The following is a 15,103-nucleotide window of genomic DNA, read 5'->3' on the forward strand; positions in this document are numbered from 1 at the left end:
ACCGCTATCAAGGAGCAACAGGAGGTATTTATGCGTACTCAGGTTGGCATTATCGGAGCCGGTCCTGCCGGGCTGTTGCTCTCCCATCTGCTGTATTTGCAAGGCATCGAGTCCGTTATTATCGAGAGCCGGACCCGCGAGGAGATCGAGGGAACGATCCGTGCAGGCGTGCTCGAACAAGGTACAGTGGATCTGATGAATCAGATGGGCGTAGGCGTAAGAATGATGAAAGAAGGGCATTTTCACGAAGGATTTGAGCTGCGGTTCAACGGAACCGGGCATCGGGTCAATGTTCACGAGCTCACCGGGGGCAAGTATGTCACGGTTTATGCGCAGCACGAGGTCATTAAAGATTTGGTTGCGGCACGGCTTCAAGCAGGGGGCCAAATTTACTTCAATGTCGGAGACGTAAGTCTTCACGATGTGGATACAAGCGCGCCCAAAATACGATTCCGCCCGAATAAGGACGGCGAACTGCAAGAGATCGCATGCGATTATATTGCCGGCTGCGACGGGTTTCACGGCCCGAGCCGTCCGGCGATCCCGCAATCGGTCCGCAAGGAATATCAGAAGATCTATCCGTTCAGTTGGTTGGGCGTCCTTGTGGAAGCGCCTCCATCATCGCATGAGCTCATCTATGCGAACCATGAACAGGGCTTTGCGCTGGTCAGCACCCGTTCCCCGCAAATTCAGCGGCTGTATCTTCAAGTCGACGCCAAAGACCATATCGACAACTGGTCCGACGACCGGATTTGGTCCGAGCTGCACACAAGGCTTGAGACGAAGGACGGGTTTAAGCTCATCGAAGGTCCGATTTTTCAAAAAGGCATCGTTTCGATGCGCAGCTTCGTTTGCGACCCGATGCAGTACGGAAGACTGTTCTTGGCCGGCGATGCCGCTCATATCGTGCCGCCGACAGGGGCTAAGGGGCTGAATCTCGCAGCGGCAGACGTGCAAGTGCTGGCGCGGGGGCTTGAAGCGTTTTACAAGGCTGGAAAGACGGATATCCTCAATCGGTATACGGAAATTTGCTTGCGGCGCATCTGGAAGGCGGAGCGCTTCTCTTGGTTCATGACCACGATGCTGCACCGGGACATGGGACATACACCATTCGAACGAGGTATTCAATTGGCCGAGCTGGATTACGTCACGTCTTCGCGTGCCGCATCGACCAGTCTCGCGGAAAATTATATCGGACTGCCTATGGAGTTTTAACGGGAGTCGCTTGAGCGTCCTTGATCTGGTCTACAAGATCAAGGCTGCTTTAGTTTGTGGACGTTACCCAATACAGAATAAAGGAGCTCCGACCGATGTCTGCACCGAAAATAAAATTCAGGGATATGCATGTTCCTGCAGATCAAGAAAGTCCGGAGGGCATGCAGATCGTATATGGCGATCAAAATGACGGCTATGCGTGTGTATATTTGCCCGATATCGAGTATGCTCAATACGAAGACCGCTCCTTAAAGATAAATATCGTCATGCCTTCCCGAGCAAAGGGGCCTTATCCGTTACTGGTGTATGTACAAGGATCGGGCTGGCTTCCTCAAAGTCTGTATATGGCTATTCCTCAATTGTCCGACTTCGCCCATCACGGGTATGTTGTGGCGAGTGTCGAATACCGGCATTCCCTCGAAGCAACGTTTCCTGCACAAATTCAAGACGTTAAGACAGCCATCCGCTATTTGAGGGCCAATGCCGACAAGTATCAGATTGACCCTGCACGGGTTGCCGTATGGGGAGATTCGTCGGGCGGACATCTATCCGCTTTAGTCGGAGTAAGCGAAGGTTTTGCGGAGTTCGAATCGGACCGGTATACGGAGCAGTCCAGCGGAGTGAAAGCCGTCGTCGATTTCTACGGCCCTACGGATTTGCTGCAAATGAACAAGTATCCTTCCAAAGTGGACCATGATGCCGGGGACTCGCCTGAATCCTTGCTCATCGGCGGTCCTATTCAGGAGCATCCGGACAAAGTTTCGAGAGCGAATCCGATCACCTATATTTCCAGGGAAAAAGCGTTGCCGCCGTTCCTGATCATGCACGGAGACCAGGATGAGCTGGTTCCGTTTAATCAAAGCGTATTGCTGTACGAAGCGTTGAAAGAAGCGGGACAAGACGTCACGTTCTACAAAGTGAAAGGCGCCGGGCACGGCATCCGCTTCTGGACGCCTGACGTCCTAGAGATCGTCCGAAAATTTTTGACGGCATATGTATAACGAGAAAAGTATGCAGCTTCCATTTTCGTACGAGGTTGCTTGAAAGATAACGTATAGAAAGAGGTTTCCGTCATGAAAATGTTCGTCGTTTTTTTGCCGATGCTTGATGCAGAAAAAAGCCAGGTGCATAGAAATGAGCATTTGGCCTACCTTGCAGAGCAGCGTGCACAGGGGCACATATTCGCCAATGGCCGGTTTGCCGATGGCTGGGGAGGTATGGTCATTTATAAAGCCGAGGCGATAGAAGACGTGCGGACGTGGGCCGAGAACGATCCCTATGTGCGTTCCGGCGCACGCTCCTATGAAGTTCACGAGTGGGATATGGTGCAGTAGAAGTGAGCTGATGGTTGGGATAAAAAACATACGGGTGTTTCAACAGCAGGCCTGAATCTTATGATTCAGGCTTTTTTTTGTAGATTGCGCGCCTACCCAACCGGAATGCGGGAAAGTTGGAAGACCGTTCAGCAGGGAATTGCCATACGGACATGGAATAATTATGCGAGTGAGGGGATCGTTCCCATTCAGCATTCGACCGAAAAGAGAGCGTAAAATGTTTATTGAACATTCGTCTAAAAAACGTAATATATGAGAATAAGGGAGCATATCCAAGATTTACTCCTATTTTCCGCATATATACGCGTGGTTTGGTTGATTTTCAGTTGTTGAATGTAAACGGTTAATTGTGTATATTATGTATTGTAGACGGTTGAAATAAAAACATAATATTAAGAGGAGGCTATACCCTATGGCAACTGAAACGAAACAAGAAAGCTTGCTGACGCTAAAGAAGGAAGACGGCATCGCCGAAATTCATCTTCATATCAACAAAACGAACTCCTACAGCCTTGAGTTTTACAAAGCGCTTAACGCGGCTATCGACGATATCCGTTTCGATCCGAGCATCAAGGTTGCCGTCTTGATGAGCGACGTGCCGAATTTTTTCTCTGCGGGTGCGGACATTAACTTCCTGAAGGCGGCGGACCCGAAATTCAAAACGCAATTCTGTTTGTTCTGCAACGAAACATTGGATAAAATTGCGCGCTCGCCGCAAGTGTTCATCGCTTGTCTGGAAGGGCATACCGTTGGCGGCGGATTGGAGATGGCTCTCGGCTGCGACCTCCGGTTTATGGGCGACAAATCGGGTAAAATCGGATTGCCTGAAGTTACGCTGGGCGTTCTTGCCGGCACGGGCGGCACCCAACGTTTGGCCCGTCTGATCGGCCCTTCCCGCGCGCTTGATTTGAATATATCCGCCGATCTGCTGACGCCGCAGGAGGCGCTTGAGATCGGCTTGGTTAACAAAGTGTTCCCTCAGGAGCAAGCAAGGGAGCTGACGCTGGAATACGCCCGGAAGCTGGCGAACAGCGCCTCCTATGCCGTATCCAATATTAAGCTGTCGATTCAGAACGGCATCGAAATGCCGCTGAACGTTGCCATTCGTTACGAGGGCGAGCTGCAAAACCTGCTGTTCCGTTCGGAAGACGCCAAAGAAGGCTTGAGCGCATTCCTTGAGAAGCGTCAACCGAACTGGAAGGGACAATAACAGAGCCTATCTTGCGAAAAGTATGGTGGAGAGCGTACTTGCGCGGCAATATTTTTAGATGACAGACTAAAAAAAGAATATTGCCGCTCAACTTCAGATTGAAGGTGAGGATGCAATGGATACGTTGAAAGGAATGGGTTTGCCTTATAATGCCGCTTCTCGTTTTATAGACCGAAATGTGGAAAACGGGCTAGGACATAAAGTCGCCATCTACTTCCAGGATATCTCCATCACCTACGACGAGCTGCAGCAGGCGGTTCACCGGTTCGGCAATGCACTGCTCCGATTGGGCATTACGATGGAAGACCGTGTGCTGCTCTTATGCGACGATGCGCCGGAATTCGTGGAAAGCTTCTTCGGGGCCGTGAAGGTCGGCGCCGTTCCTATTCCGGTCAACACGGCGATGGCTCCGGCAGATTACGAGTATTTTCTGAATAACAGCAGAGCCAAGGTCATTGTGGCCCATCAAAGCTTATGGTATCGAATCCGCGACATCCGGGATCGGTTGCGTTATGTCAAGCATGTAATCGTCATTCATGAAAGCGCTAACCATGAAGCTGACGTGATGGATTACCGTCAATTGACGAACGGAGAATCGACGAACTTGGAAGGGGCGCATACGACGCACAGCGATTCCGCCTTCTGGTTGTACAGCTCCGGAAGCACAGGCAATCCGAAAGGGATCATTCATTTGCAGCATGATATGGAGTATGCCTTTAACGCTTACGCCCGAAATGTGCTCCAATTGAACGAAAGCGATATCACGTTCTCGGCTTCCAAACTATATTTTGCTTACGGGTTAGGCAACGGCATGTATTTCCCGTTTGGCGCAGGCGCTTCGACCGTTCTGCTTAAGGGACGTCCGAAGCCCGATGTTGTGCTCGAAACGATCGAGAAATACAGGCCGACCGTGTTTTTTGGCGTTCCTACCTTATACGGATCGATGATCGATCTGACAGAACGTTCACAGCGCAAATACGATCTCTCCTCGGTGCGAATCTGCATATCGGCCGGAGAAGCGCTGCCTGCGCAGTTCATGAAGAAATGGAAGCAGCTGTACGGCCTTGATATTTTGGACGGCATCGGTTCTTCGGAAGTGCTGCATATCTTTTTGTCCAATGGTATCGGGGATATTCGGCCAGGCAGCACCGGCAAGATCGTTCCCGGATACGATGCGAAAGTCGTGAACGAACTCGGGATGCCCGCATCGGCTATGGAGGTCGGCGACCTGCTCGTGAAGGGGGACAGCATAGCCCACGGGTATTGGAACCTGCATGAGGAGAACAAACGTAAGTTTATCGGAGAATGGCTGCATACCGGCGATAAATATTATATGGATGAGGATGGCTATTTCTGGTACTGCGGACGGTCGGATGACATGATCAAGGTGAATGGCATCTGGGTCTCCCCCGTTGAAATTGAAAACGCTTTAATCAAACATGAAACCGTTTTCGAGGTTGCCGTCGTAGGAGTGAAGCTGGAGGATGATCTTACGGTCTCGAAAGCTTATGTCGTACTGAAGGAGGGGGTCGTTGCTCACGAAAGTTTGAAGTCCGAGCTGCAAGCTTTCGTCAAGAACGAGCTTGCCTCCTATAAATCCCCGAAGCTGATCGAGTTTGTGAATGAGCTTCCGAAGACACAGTCGGGTAAAATTCAGCGTTTTAAATTACGGACCGGATCTTAATCATCCTGAAGAGGGCCTTCGTCCATTTCTCGCCGGAAACGCCTTGAATTCGTAAACGAACTGGCATAATCTAGTATCAGTGATTGTAATTCGAAAAATGGTCGTATATAAGGAGAACCCAGCATGAAGCCCAGATCACTGATGTTTACGTTGTTCGGCGATTATGTTCAATATTACGGAGGGGAAATTTGGATTGGAAGCCTGATTAAGCTGATGGGTGAATTTGGCATTTCCGAGTCTTCCGTCCGCGGCGCGACGCTTCGCATGGTTCAGCAGGAGCTTTTTCAAGTTCGCAAAATGGGGCTGAACAGCTATTACCGGTTAACGGACAAGGGCAAGCGAAGAATCGAAGACGGGGTTAAGAAGGTGTATACGATAACGCCTCACAAGTGGGACGGCTATTGGCGCATTCTTACGTATTCCATGCCGGAGGAGAAGCGGGAGCTGAGAAATCAAGTCCGCAAGGAATTGGTCTGGACCGGGTTCGGCATGATATCCAACAGCACCTGGGTAAGCCCGAACCCGCTCGAGCGGCAGACGCTCGAAATGATCAAGACGTATCAATTGGAAGCCTACACGATGCTGTTTAGCGCAAGCACCGTCATGTCTCACAGCGACAGCGAAGTGGTGAAGCGCGGCTGGGATTTTGAAGCGATTGCGAACGAGTATGTTCCTTTCATCCAGAAATACCGGGAGAAATTCGCCGAGCTTCAGGCCCGGATATGGGACAATTCCTTGACGGACCGGGATTGCTTTATTGAGCGGACGGAGCTTGTTCATGAATACCGGAAGTTCCTTTTCCTGGATCCGCTCTTTCCTTCCGAGCTGCTGCCGGGCGATTGGACGGGAAATACGGCACGGGAATTGTTTCGAAGCGTTCACCAAATCGTATCGGTCGGGGCGGTTCGATATTTTGAATCCGTCATCGAGCAGGCCCCGGGGCATGAAGTTGTCGGCGACCGCGAACACGCGATTAATCCTTTTGTGGAAATGTAAGGCTCCGGATAGCCGAACAAGGCTGTTCGGATATGGGCAAAGTCCCCCTCTCGCTTGGATAGGGGGACTTTGCCATATAGGAGGAGGTTGTCACGTTGAAATGGAGAGCCAATCGTTATGAACTCATCGAAGTGTCGAAAGGCCAGCGGCCGGCCGATCTCTTTATCCAGGGCGGCACAGTCGTCAATGTGTATTCGGGCGAGCTGCTGCCGCAGAACGTTGCCGTGTATAAGGACCGGATCGCCTATGTCGGAGAGAGCTGCGCGATGGTCGGCGAGAACACGCGCGTGATCGATGCCGCAGGCCAATTCGTTTGCCCGGGTTTTATCGAAGTGCATGCCCATCCATGGGTCATCTATAATCCGGTCAGTCTGGCCGCTCAAAGCGTCTCGACCGGAACGACGACGATAGTGAACGACAATCTCTTTTTCTATTTGCATATGGGTGCACAGGGCTTTAAACGGATGGTGGAAGATTTGCGCGAATTGCCGGGCAACCAGCTCTGGCTTGCGCGTCTGGTTTCGCAGGCGGAATTCATCGGGGAGCGGGACTGGTTTAACCACGCTGACCTGCGGATGCTGCTGGATATGGAGGAGGTCGTCGGGACCGCGGAAGTTACGAGATGGCCTCTGCTGTATGAGGGCGACCCCTTTCTGATTGAAACGATTGAATACGCGAAGAAGCGTGGGAAATTGTCGGATGGACATACGGCAGGCTGCTCCTATGAGAAGTTGAATGCGATTGCAGCTTCCGGCATCAGTGCCTGCCACGAGGCGATCACCGCGCAGGAAACGCTGGACCGGTTAAGACTCGGGTTATGGACCAACCTGAGAAACAGCTCGCTTCGTCCCGATTTGGAAGAGCTGATTAAGGCGATTACGGAGGGGAAGGTCGACACGCACCGGCTGCTGATGACGACGGACGGCCCGCATCCCGCATTTATCCTGGAAGAAGGCTTCGTCAACGGCCTGGTGCGCAAAGCGGTCCGGCTCGGACTGCCGCCTGTCCAAGCGATACAATTGGTAACGGTCAATGCAGCTACCTTCCTGCGGCTGGATGAAGAAATCGGGGGCATTGCGCCTTCGCGGCGAGCGGACATTATCATTTTGCCGGATTTGGAGCAATTCGAGCCGAGCCTCGTCATTTCCGGCGGCGAGACGGTGTTCGAGGGAGGAAGTTTGCAGAAGGAGCTGCCGCACATCGACTGGAGCCGATATAGGATCGGCCGATGCCTGGAGGTGGAGAAGTCCGTTCTGGCGAATCCGGATATATACCGCTTCCCTCATCCGAACCCGGATGTGCCTGTTCCCGTCATCGGCTTCCGGAGCACCGTCATTACGAAGGGGATGGAGACGACGCTTCCGTCCAAGGACGGGTATGCCGACATTGCCGGCAAAGACGGGCTGCTGCATGTGGCGTTGATCGATCGTTTCGGCAAGTGGAGAACGAACGGACTGATCGAAGGATTTGCCGACAAGCTGGAGGGGATGGCTTCCACGTACAACACCCCGACGGATTTGCTCGCGATCGGCAAAAACCCGGAAGCCATGGCTCGCGCCGCGGCAAGCGTTCATGAGATGGGCGGCGGCATCGCCATTGTACAGGACGGCAAGCTCGCGCTTGAGATTCCGCTGCCGGTCGGCGGCATGATGACGGATCATACGTCCTTTGCTCAAGCCGTCAACTACCAGAATGAATTGCTGGCCGCTTTGAAGAGGCTAGGCTATCCGTTTCATGACATTTTATACACGCTCTTGTTTTTGACCTGTGATTTTTTACCCGGTCTGCGTATTGTTCCTTTGGGGGTTTACGATGTGAAAAGCCATTCTGTACTTCGGCCGCCCGTTCCGCTCCAAGGGTAAGGACGAATGAATAGGAGGAGAGAACCTGATGGAGATCCGTGAGATTCGGGAGGGATTATTCCGCCTTCCTATACCGGTGCCGTTCCCGATGAAGTTTGTGTACTGCTATTTGTTTCGAGACCGCAGGGGGTGGAGCATTGTCGATGCGGGGATGCAGCATGAGGAGGCCGTTCGAGCCTGGAAATCGGTATTCGACCGGCTGCGGATCGACCCGAAAGCGGTGCACAGCCTGTACGTGACGCATTTTCACCCGGATCATCTCGGTTTAGCGGGGCTGCTTCAAGATTGGACGGGAGCTCCCGTCTACATGAGCCCCCAGGAAATGACCATGGCGAAGCAGGTATGGTCACCCGGGAGCACCCAAGCCGAGGAGGTCAGGCGGATGTGCCTTTCGCACGGCATGCCGGATGAGCTGGCGGAGCAGGTTAAGGCGCAAATGAAAGTATTGTCCGGCGGGGTGCGGCTCCCCGTCATTACGCCGCTCGCGCAGCAAACGGTGCGGCTGGCCGACATGGACTGGGACATCCTCATTACCCCCGGGCATAGCGACGGGCATGTATGCTTGTACCAGTCCGAACATAAGCTGCTGTTTGCCGGCGACCACGTTTTGCACAAAATTACTCCGAATATCAGCCGATGGCCGAACGCCTCGCCCAATCCGCTGAAGCTGTACATCGAATCGTTAAACCGGCTGAAATCGCTGGACATTCAGCTGGCTTTAACGTCTCATGCGGACGTCATTCCAGATACGCGGCAGCGGATCGATGAAATATTGGCGCATCATGAAGGCCGTCTTGAACGTGTGCTTCAGCTCGCTTCCGGCGGCCGAACCGCATACGAAACGGCCCTGGTTTTGTTCGGGCACAGGGAATTAAACGCGCACCAATGGCGGTTTGCGCTCGCGGAAACGTTGGCGCATTTGGTGTATCTGGAGGATGCGGGACGCTTGTCCAGCGAGATCCGGGAGGGCAGGCATTATTACTACGGAAATGCGGGCCAGCTTTCCTGATCGGCTTCGCGAATAGGGACGACGGCAACCGTACACCGCGATACGCAAATCAGGTTCTCCTGCTCGTCGGTAATCCGGACATCCCATACCATCGAGGTGCGTCCTTTGTGCAAAGGAACCGCTGTGGCGGTTACCGTGCCGTCTTTTTTGCTGCGGATGTGGTTGGCGTTGATTTCCATTCCGAAGGCGGCGTGCGTACGCGAGTCGATATTGAGCAAGGCAGCGACCGAGGCGGCCGTTTCGGCCAGCGCGACCGAGGCTCCGCCGTGCAAAAATCCGAACAGCTGCCTTGTTTTTGCACTGACGGGCATACGCATGACGACCCGATCCGTGCTTAGTTCGGCGTAACGCATGTCCAGAGCTCCCAATAAAGTATGCTGCAGATGAGCGTTCAGCCGATTCGCCAATTCCGTTCGGGTCATTTCGTATTTTTGCAATAATTCGTCCGATACGACAAAATCGTGTGGGGATGCCATGTACGTGATGGACTCCTTCCGGGTTTTGAATGAACCTATATTATAGCATGATCTTGGCGCTTCCCCAAAGATCCCCGTTTCTGACGAACGGGGATCTTTTATTACATTTTTATCACGAACGTAAAATAAACGTATTGACTACAAGCTGGATCGTTGATATATTATGTATATGAAACGAAAGTGAAATAAACGTAATGGGGTGAATGTTATGGATCGTTCCGCTTTACTCAAAGAAAAAGTGAATGCCGGTTTTTTTGTTGAACGTATGGAGGATATGGATGAGGCGTATTTGCAAGCCTTAAAACAAACACTGCTTATTGTCGGCGATACGGAGCTGTTAAGTGTACCGCCCTTGTTGACCGTGTATGATCAAGCTCCTACGCTGAACCACAAAATTACGGCGCTGGCGATCATGCAGGATGAAATCGGACACGCGCATATCGCGTACCGCCTGCTGAAAGATCTTGGGGAAAATGTCGATTCCATCGTGTACGACCGGCCGGCCAACAAGTGGAAAAATCCGTACGCCTTCGATTTCGAGCTGGAAAATTGGGTGGAGCTCGGCATGTTCAACGCTTTGTTTGACCGCGCGGGCTATACGCTCCTCGGCGACGCTTTCGAGCATACCTCGTACGGACCGTGGAAGCGGGCGCTTGTGAAAGTGGATAAAGAGGAATTGTTCCATCTGCGCAATGGCGAAATCATTCTGAAGGCGGCCATGGACCATCCGGAGACGGCGGACCAGGTTCGCAGAGCGATGGATTGGATGTTCCTGATGGCGCTGGAGTTCTTCGGCGTTTCCGACGAATTGAAGAGCCGCTCCGCGCAGCTTGACTATAAGCTCAAAGGCAAGACGAACGACGGGCTTCGCCAAAAATGGTTGTCGACGGCCGTTCCGTTCCTGGAGTCAATCGGATTGAAGCCGCCGGCGCATTACGACGAAGCGCAGCAGAAATACGTGCTGGACGTACCGTTCCCGTGCAAATTCGATGCTGACCAGAAGAAATGGCTGTACGATCAGCCGGATACCTGGGATAACGTGATTCAGCGCTTTAAGAACAGAGGCCCGCGCAATCAGGAATTTGTAAACCGCATTCAACGGGGGGCCCACGAACTGGAAGCGCTTCGCCAAGAGGTGGTCTGAGATGAGCGAGATTAGCCTGATCGAGAAACGCTGCTGGAATGCTCTATATGAAGTGATGGATCCGGAATTCCCGGTCAGTGTCGTCGATATGGGATTAATCTACGGGATTTCGGTTCAAGACGGCGAAGCGGAAGTGACGCTGACCTATACCGCCGCCTCCTGTGCTTGTATGGAATGGATTGAGGGCGATATTCAAAAACGTTTGTTGAAGGAACCCGGAGTTGAACAAGTGCGCATGAATGTCGTTTGGAGCCCTCCTTGGACCGTAGATCGCCTTTCGGCGGCTGCTCGCGAGAAATTAAAAACGTGGGGGGTTAGCGCGCGATGAACAGCAGCAGCAAGCAGAAGAAGGAATACAACGTGTTTACCAGGATTAAACGCGGCGACGACTTGGTCATGGTCGGCACCGTTGCGGCCGAGACGGACCAGCTTGCGAAGGTATACGCGACCTTCGTGTATGACGAGGAAGATTGGGTGGAAATGTGCGTCGTTCCGAGAGAGGAAATGACTTGGATCCGACAGCCTGAAGGGCTTTTCGAAAAATGGGGTGACGGGCGATGACGAAAGGCAGAGACTCTTTTATTCACATCGTGGAGACGATCGCGGACAATAAGTTTGTACTGGGCGACCGATTGGTGGAAATCGGGGTCGGCGGGCCGAATTTGGAAGCAAGCCTGTCATCGATTGCGATGGCGCAAGGTGAACTCGGTCATGCGAGGTTGTTATATAATTGGGCCTTCGATCTGAAAGGCTTAACCGGAAAGAAGCAGGACGTTCGCGACCAGACGGGTAAAGCGTTCCGTTTCGCCGGGAACACGACCGATTGGATCGGATTAATTGCATCCGCTTACACGATCAACGTGAGCTTTAATTTGGTCCTTCAGGCGATGTTTGAAGCCGGTCACACGGATATCGTCATGCGCATTCATAAGCTGCTGAGAGAGCAGGGCGATCATGTCGCCTACTGTAGAGGCTGGGCGGTTCAGCTGGCGAACGATACAGGGGCGGTACCGCGCAAGTTTCGTGAAGCGCTGCAGGAAAGAGTGGCCGAAGCGCGCGCATGGCTGGTCAAGCTGGAGGCGGATCAAGAGCTTTTTGCAAGCGGTTACATGAAAGCGGGCACGGCGTTGACCGCCCGGTTCGATCAAATGATCGAGGCGGACGTGGCGCACAGGACGGCGGCCCATGGTTGACCGGGAAGAGAGATGCGCCGAACCGTTCTGCTGCTTCTGCGAATCCAAGGACGTCACGATGATCGCGCCGTTCGGCACGGCCCAGCTCGTCCGCCAATATTATTGCAACGCATGTAAAAGCGTCTTTGAATTCGTTCGTTGGCAAGAGGAGCACCCGGACGAATCATAAGGAGTGAGGGACATGGTTATACGATCGGTTGGGGTCATCGGTTCCGGCACGATGGGGGCCGGTATCGCGCAGACGACGGCTCAGCACGGTTATCAGGTCGTTCTTTTCGATCGAAGCGAAGAAATCGTCAACAAGTCCAAGGCAGCCATAGACAGGCAAATCGACCGATTGGCGGAGAAGGGCAAATTGTCGGCCGAAGCGGCCGCAGATGTGAAGGGCGCCATCCGGACAACGGTGCGGCTCTCGGATATGCAGGAATGCCAGCTCGTGATCGAAGCGGTGCCCGAATCGATGGACATCAAGCGGGATGTGTTCCGGAAGCTCGACGAAAGCTGTCCCGGGGAAACGATATTGGCGTCGAATACGTCCTCGTTCTCGATCACGGCGATCGCAGCCGAAACGAGTCTTCCGGCTCGGGTGGCCGGCTTGCATTTCTTCAATCCGGCTCCGCTCATGCCGCTGGTCGAGGTGGTGAAGGGCATTCGAACAAGCGAGGAAACGATACGGGCGCTGCTTGAGTTCGCCGCGTCGATCGGGAAGTCTGCGGTATCTTGCGCGGACACGCCCGGCTTCATCGTCAATCGGGTGGCACGCCCCTTCTACAACGAAGCGCTTCGCATTCTCGGGGACCGCATTGCCACGGCGGAGCAAATTGACCGCATTATGAAGCGGAGCGGGCAGTTCCGGATGGGGCCTTTTGAACTGCAGGACTTAATTGGGATCGATATCAACTTCTCCACGACCGTGTCGGTGTATGAAGCCTTTTACGGGGATCCGCGCTTCCGTCCCCATTACTATCAGCAGCGCATGGCGCAATCGGGCCGGCTGGGGAGAAAAACCGGAGAGGGGTATTATTCGTATGAGGGAACTCCCTAACGTTCTTATTCTGGGGAATAACTCCCTGGCAGCGGCATTACGCAAGCTTTGCTCCGATTCGGGACGCGTGCAGCTGTCGGACGGCAGCCGCCTTGAACGGGAGATGGACGTCATCGTGGAGACGACGAATGCCGATTTGGCGCAAAAGAGAGCAAATCTCGCATCGGCGGAAACCTATGCCGCAGGCGGGGATACGCTGATTCTTTCCACCGTGCTCGGGATCAGCGCGACCGAAAGCGCATCTTGGCTTCAAGATTCCACGCGGTTAGTCGGCTTCTCGGCGTTCGCTACGATCGAGAAGTCGGAGCTGGTTGAAATCGCTCCCGCCTTGCAGACGGAGGAATCGAAATTACGCCAGGCCGCCCGTTTTTTTGAAGCCTTGGGGAAACAAACCGAGACGGTGCAGGATGAGGTCGGCCTGGTTTATGCGCGGATCTTGTCCCTGATCATCAATGAAGCGGCCTTCGGGCTGATGGAAGGCATCGCATCGCCGCAGGACATCGACACGGCGATGCGACAAGGAACGAACTATCCGATGGGGCCGTTGGAATGGGCGGATACGGTCGGCGTGGATGATATTGTCGCCGTCCTGAACGGCCTTCACCGCGAAATCGGCGAAGACCGCTATCGTCCCGCGCCGCTGCTGCGGAAGCTTCTGTACGCGAAGCGGCTCGGCCTTCAAAGCGGCCGCGGATTTTACACTTACCCGGAAGAGAGGAAGTTTCCATCATGAGGGAAGCTGTCATTGTGGATGCCGTTCGAACGCCGATCGGCAAATACAACGGAACGTTGAAGGATACGCGGCCGGACGATCTGGCGGCTCACGTGATTCGCGAGCTGCTGAACCGCAGCCGGGTGGAGCCGGAACGGATTGAAGACGTGTTCTTCGGCTGCGCGAATCAGGCGGGTGAAGATAACCGGAACGTGGCCCGCATGGCGGTGCTGCTGGCCGGTCTCCCCTTATCGATACCCGGGGTTACCGTGAACAGACTGTGCGGATCGGGGCTGGAGGCCGTCAATCAGGCGGCGAACGCGATCAAAGCCGATATCGGGGACGTGTTTATTGCCGGCGGCACGGAGAGTATGACCCGAGCTCCTTATGTCATGCTCAAGCCGGAGCATTCCGGGGCTCGAGGCAACCAGACGCTCTATGATACGATGCTGGGCTGGCGGATTGTGAATCCGGTCATGGAAGAGAAATACCCGCCGATCACGCTCGGAGAGACGGCGGAGAATGTCGCAAGCAAATACGGGATCAGCCGCGAGGAACAGGACGCATTCGCCTTGACCAGCCAGCAGCGCGCCCAGCAGGCGATCCGCGAAGGAAAGTTCAAGGATGAGATCGTTCCGTTCCCGATCAAGCGCAAGGGCGACACGGTTCTGTTCGATACCGACGAGCATCCGCGGGCGGATGCGACGCTGGAGAAGCTGGCGGAATTAAAGCCCGCGTTCCGCAAGAACGGCACCGTAACGGCCGGCAATTCCTCCGGCATCAACGACGGAGCGAGCGCGCTTCTCGTGATGGAGAGACAGACGGCGGAACGGCTGGGCTTGCGGCCGATAGCCCGGATCGTGACTTCGGCGACGGCAGGCGTCCATCCCGATTACATGGGGGTGGGACCTATACCCGCCGTCCGCAAAGCGCTGCAGAAGGCGGGACTCACCGCGAACCAGATCGATCTGGTCGAATTGAACGAAGCTTTCGCCTCGCAGTCTTTAGCTTGCGTGAAGGAGCTCGGGCTTGATGCGGAGCGGGTCAATGTGAACGGCGGGGCTATCGCGCTCGGGCATCCTCTGGGATGCAGCGGCGCCCGGATCATGACGACGCTGGTGCACGAAATGAAACGGCGGGATTGCCGGTATGCCTTGGCTTCCATGTGTATCGGCGTCGGCCAGGGAATCGCCACAATTGTGGAAAAATGGGACTGAGGGGGT

17 protein-coding genes are annotated in these 15,103 nt (G+C 54.0%); 16 read left to right on the forward strand and 1 reads right to left on the reverse strand.

Annotated features, from left to right (window positions below; all coding sequences use genetic code 11):
• Positions 1-30 precede the first annotated feature (30 nt).
• From pobA to ACZ439_RS21730, 8 genes are all read left to right on the forward strand, one after another.
• Complete coding sequence (gene pobA, locus ACZ439_RS21695; protein WP_054799010.1) at positions 31-1,215, forward strand: 4-hydroxybenzoate 3-monooxygenase; 1,185 nt, start codon at positions 31-33, stop codon at positions 1,213-1,215.
• A gap of 95 nt (positions 1,216-1,310) precedes the next feature.
• Positions 1,311-2,216, forward strand: coding sequence for an alpha/beta hydrolase (locus tag ACZ439_RS21700; RefSeq protein WP_201318303.1), 906 nt, complete (start codon positions 1,311-1,313; stop codon positions 2,214-2,216).
• 72 nt (positions 2,217-2,288) lie between these two features.
• The gene (locus tag ACZ439_RS21705) at positions 2,289-2,549 is read left to right on the forward strand and encodes a YciI family protein (protein WP_127607557.1); all 261 of its coding nucleotides are present in this window, start codon (positions 2,289-2,291) and stop codon (positions 2,547-2,549) included.
• Positions 2,550-2,961: 412 nt separating this feature from the next.
• The gene (locus tag ACZ439_RS21710; RefSeq protein ID WP_127607555.1) at positions 2,962-3,759 is read left to right on the forward strand and encodes an enoyl-CoA hydratase/isomerase family protein; all 798 of its coding nucleotides are present in this window, start codon (positions 2,962-2,964) and stop codon (positions 3,757-3,759) included.
• A 115-nt stretch (positions 3,760-3,874) separates the two neighbouring features.
• On the forward strand, positions 3,875-5,443 hold the full coding sequence (locus ACZ439_RS21715) for a benzoate-CoA ligase family protein (RefSeq protein ID WP_464620200.1): 1,569 nt from the start codon (positions 3,875-3,877) through the stop codon (positions 5,441-5,443).
• Positions 5,444-5,566: 123 nt separating this feature from the next.
• Complete coding sequence (locus ACZ439_RS21720; protein ID WP_054799011.1) at positions 5,567-6,439, forward strand: PaaX family transcriptional regulator; 873 nt, start codon at positions 5,567-5,569, stop codon at positions 6,437-6,439.
• A gap of 95 nt (positions 6,440-6,534) precedes the next feature.
• A complete protein-coding gene (locus ACZ439_RS21725) occupies positions 6,535-8,301 on the forward strand; it encodes an adenine deaminase C-terminal domain-containing protein (protein WP_141334462.1) in 1,767 nt (588 codons plus the stop codon).
• A 28-nt stretch (positions 8,302-8,329) separates the two neighbouring features.
• Positions 8,330-9,310: an MBL fold metallo-hydrolase gene (locus tag ACZ439_RS21730; protein WP_054795664.1), complete on the forward strand. Its 981-nt coding sequence runs from the start codon at positions 8,330-8,332 to the stop codon at positions 9,308-9,310.
• Here ACZ439_RS21730 and ACZ439_RS21735 read toward each other — a convergent pair.
• Positions 9,283-9,732, reverse strand: a complete 450-nt coding sequence (locus tag ACZ439_RS21735; protein ID WP_201318372.1) for a hotdog fold thioesterase — start codon at positions 9,730-9,732, stop codon at positions 9,283-9,285. The two genes, ACZ439_RS21730 and ACZ439_RS21735, sit on opposite strands and share 28 nt — an antisense overlap.
• A gap of 262 nt (positions 9,733-9,994) precedes the next feature.
• On the opposite strand from ACZ439_RS21735, the gene ACZ439_RS21740 reads away from it, so the two are divergent.
• Genes ACZ439_RS21740 through ACZ439_RS21775 form a run of 8 tightly spaced genes read left to right on the forward strand, consistent with a single transcriptional unit; the run spans position 9,995 to position 15,097 of the window.
• Positions 9,995-10,930 (forward strand): Phenylacetic acid catabolic protein, encoded by a 936-nt coding sequence (locus ACZ439_RS21740; protein WP_201318306.1) that lies wholly within the window; start codon positions 9,995-9,997, stop codon positions 10,928-10,930.
• A 1-nt stretch (position 10,931) separates the two neighbouring features.
• Entirely contained in the window at positions 10,932-11,258 is a 327-nt protein-coding gene (locus tag ACZ439_RS21745) for a metal-sulfur cluster assembly factor (protein ID WP_054799012.1), read from the forward strand.
• Positions 11,255-11,491 carry a hypothetical protein gene (locus tag ACZ439_RS21750; protein WP_054795666.1) on the forward strand — a complete coding sequence of 79 codons (237 nt, stop codon included), beginning with the start codon at positions 11,255-11,257 and terminating at the stop codon, positions 11,489-11,491. Before ACZ439_RS21745 ends, ACZ439_RS21750 begins: the two co-directional genes overlap by 4 nt.
• The gene (locus ACZ439_RS21755) at positions 11,488-12,123 is read left to right on the forward strand and encodes a Phenylacetic acid catabolic protein (protein WP_054795667.1); all 636 of its coding nucleotides are present in this window, start codon (positions 11,488-11,490) and stop codon (positions 12,121-12,123) included. The genes ACZ439_RS21750 and ACZ439_RS21755 overlap by 4 nt, the downstream gene beginning before the upstream one ends.
• Positions 12,116-12,292 (forward strand): PaaD-like zinc ribbon domain-containing protein, encoded by a 177-nt coding sequence (locus ACZ439_RS21760; RefSeq protein WP_464620201.1) that lies wholly within the window; start codon positions 12,116-12,118, stop codon positions 12,290-12,292. The genes ACZ439_RS21755 and ACZ439_RS21760 overlap by 8 nt, the downstream gene beginning before the upstream one ends.
• A 12-nt stretch (positions 12,293-12,304) precedes the next feature.
• On the forward strand, positions 12,305-13,168 hold the full coding sequence (locus tag ACZ439_RS21765; protein ID WP_054795668.1) for a 3-hydroxyacyl-CoA dehydrogenase NAD-binding domain-containing protein: 864 nt from the start codon (positions 12,305-12,307) through the stop codon (positions 13,166-13,168).
• Complete coding sequence (locus ACZ439_RS21770) at positions 13,152-13,901, forward strand: 3-hydroxyacyl-CoA dehydrogenase family protein (protein ID WP_141334457.1); 750 nt, start codon at positions 13,152-13,154, stop codon at positions 13,899-13,901. Before ACZ439_RS21765 ends, ACZ439_RS21770 begins: the two co-directional genes overlap by 17 nt.
• Positions 13,898-15,097, forward strand: coding sequence for a thiolase family protein (locus tag ACZ439_RS21775; protein WP_054799013.1), 1,200 nt, complete (start codon positions 13,898-13,900; stop codon positions 15,095-15,097). Before ACZ439_RS21770 ends, ACZ439_RS21775 begins: the two co-directional genes overlap by 4 nt.
• Positions 15,098-15,103 lie beyond the last annotated feature (6 nt).

It is taken from the genome of Paenibacillus sp. JCM 9796, from assembly GCF_055379675.1.

Bases quoted from the DNA above. Each gene is read 5' to 3' on its own strand.
- ACZ439_RS21730 (WP_054795664.1), top strand. From the start codon at position 8,330: ATGGAGATCCGTGAGATTCGGGAGGGATTATTCCGCCTTCCTATACCG.
- ACZ439_RS21775 (WP_054799013.1), top strand. From the start codon at position 13,898: ATGAGGGAAGCTGTCATTGTGGATGCCGTTCGAACGCCGATCGGCAAA.
- pobA (WP_054799010.1), top strand. From the start codon at position 31: ATGCGTACTCAGGTTGGCATTATCGGAGCCGGTCCTGCCGGGCTGTTG.
- ACZ439_RS21700 (WP_201318303.1), top strand. From the start codon at position 1,311: ATGTCTGCACCGAAAATAAAATTCAGGGATATGCATGTTCCTGCAGAT.
- ACZ439_RS21755 (WP_054795667.1), top strand. From the start codon at position 11,488: ATGACGAAAGGCAGAGACTCTTTTATTCACATCGTGGAGACGATCGCG.
- ACZ439_RS21750 (WP_054795666.1), top strand. From the start codon at position 11,255: ATGAACAGCAGCAGCAAGCAGAAGAAGGAATACAACGTGTTTACCAGG.
- ACZ439_RS21745 (WP_054799012.1), top strand. From the start codon at position 10,932: ATGAGCGAGATTAGCCTGATCGAGAAACGCTGCTGGAATGCTCTATAT.
- ACZ439_RS21735 (WP_201318372.1), bottom strand. From the start codon at position 9,732: ATGACCCGAACGGAATTGGCGAATCGGCTGAACGCTCATCTGCAGCAT.
- ACZ439_RS21720 (WP_054799011.1), top strand. From the start codon at position 5,567: ATGAAGCCCAGATCACTGATGTTTACGTTGTTCGGCGATTATGTTCAA.
- ACZ439_RS21765 (WP_054795668.1), top strand. From the start codon at position 12,305: ATGGTTATACGATCGGTTGGGGTCATCGGTTCCGGCACGATGGGGGCC.
- ACZ439_RS21710 (WP_127607555.1), top strand. From the start codon at position 2,962: ATGGCAACTGAAACGAAACAAGAAAGCTTGCTGACGCTAAAGAAGGAA.
- ACZ439_RS21715 (WP_464620200.1), top strand. From the start codon at position 3,875: ATGGATACGTTGAAAGGAATGGGTTTGCCTTATAATGCCGCTTCTCGT.
- ACZ439_RS21760 (WP_464620201.1), top strand. From the start codon at position 12,116: ATGGTTGACCGGGAAGAGAGATGCGCCGAACCGTTCTGCTGCTTCTGC.
- ACZ439_RS21705 (WP_127607557.1), top strand. From the start codon at position 2,289: ATGAAAATGTTCGTCGTTTTTTTGCCGATGCTTGATGCAGAAAAAAGC.
- ACZ439_RS21740 (WP_201318306.1), top strand. From the start codon at position 9,995: ATGGATCGTTCCGCTTTACTCAAAGAAAAAGTGAATGCCGGTTTTTTT.
- ACZ439_RS21770 (WP_141334457.1), top strand. From the start codon at position 13,152: ATGAGGGAACTCCCTAACGTTCTTATTCTGGGGAATAACTCCCTGGCA.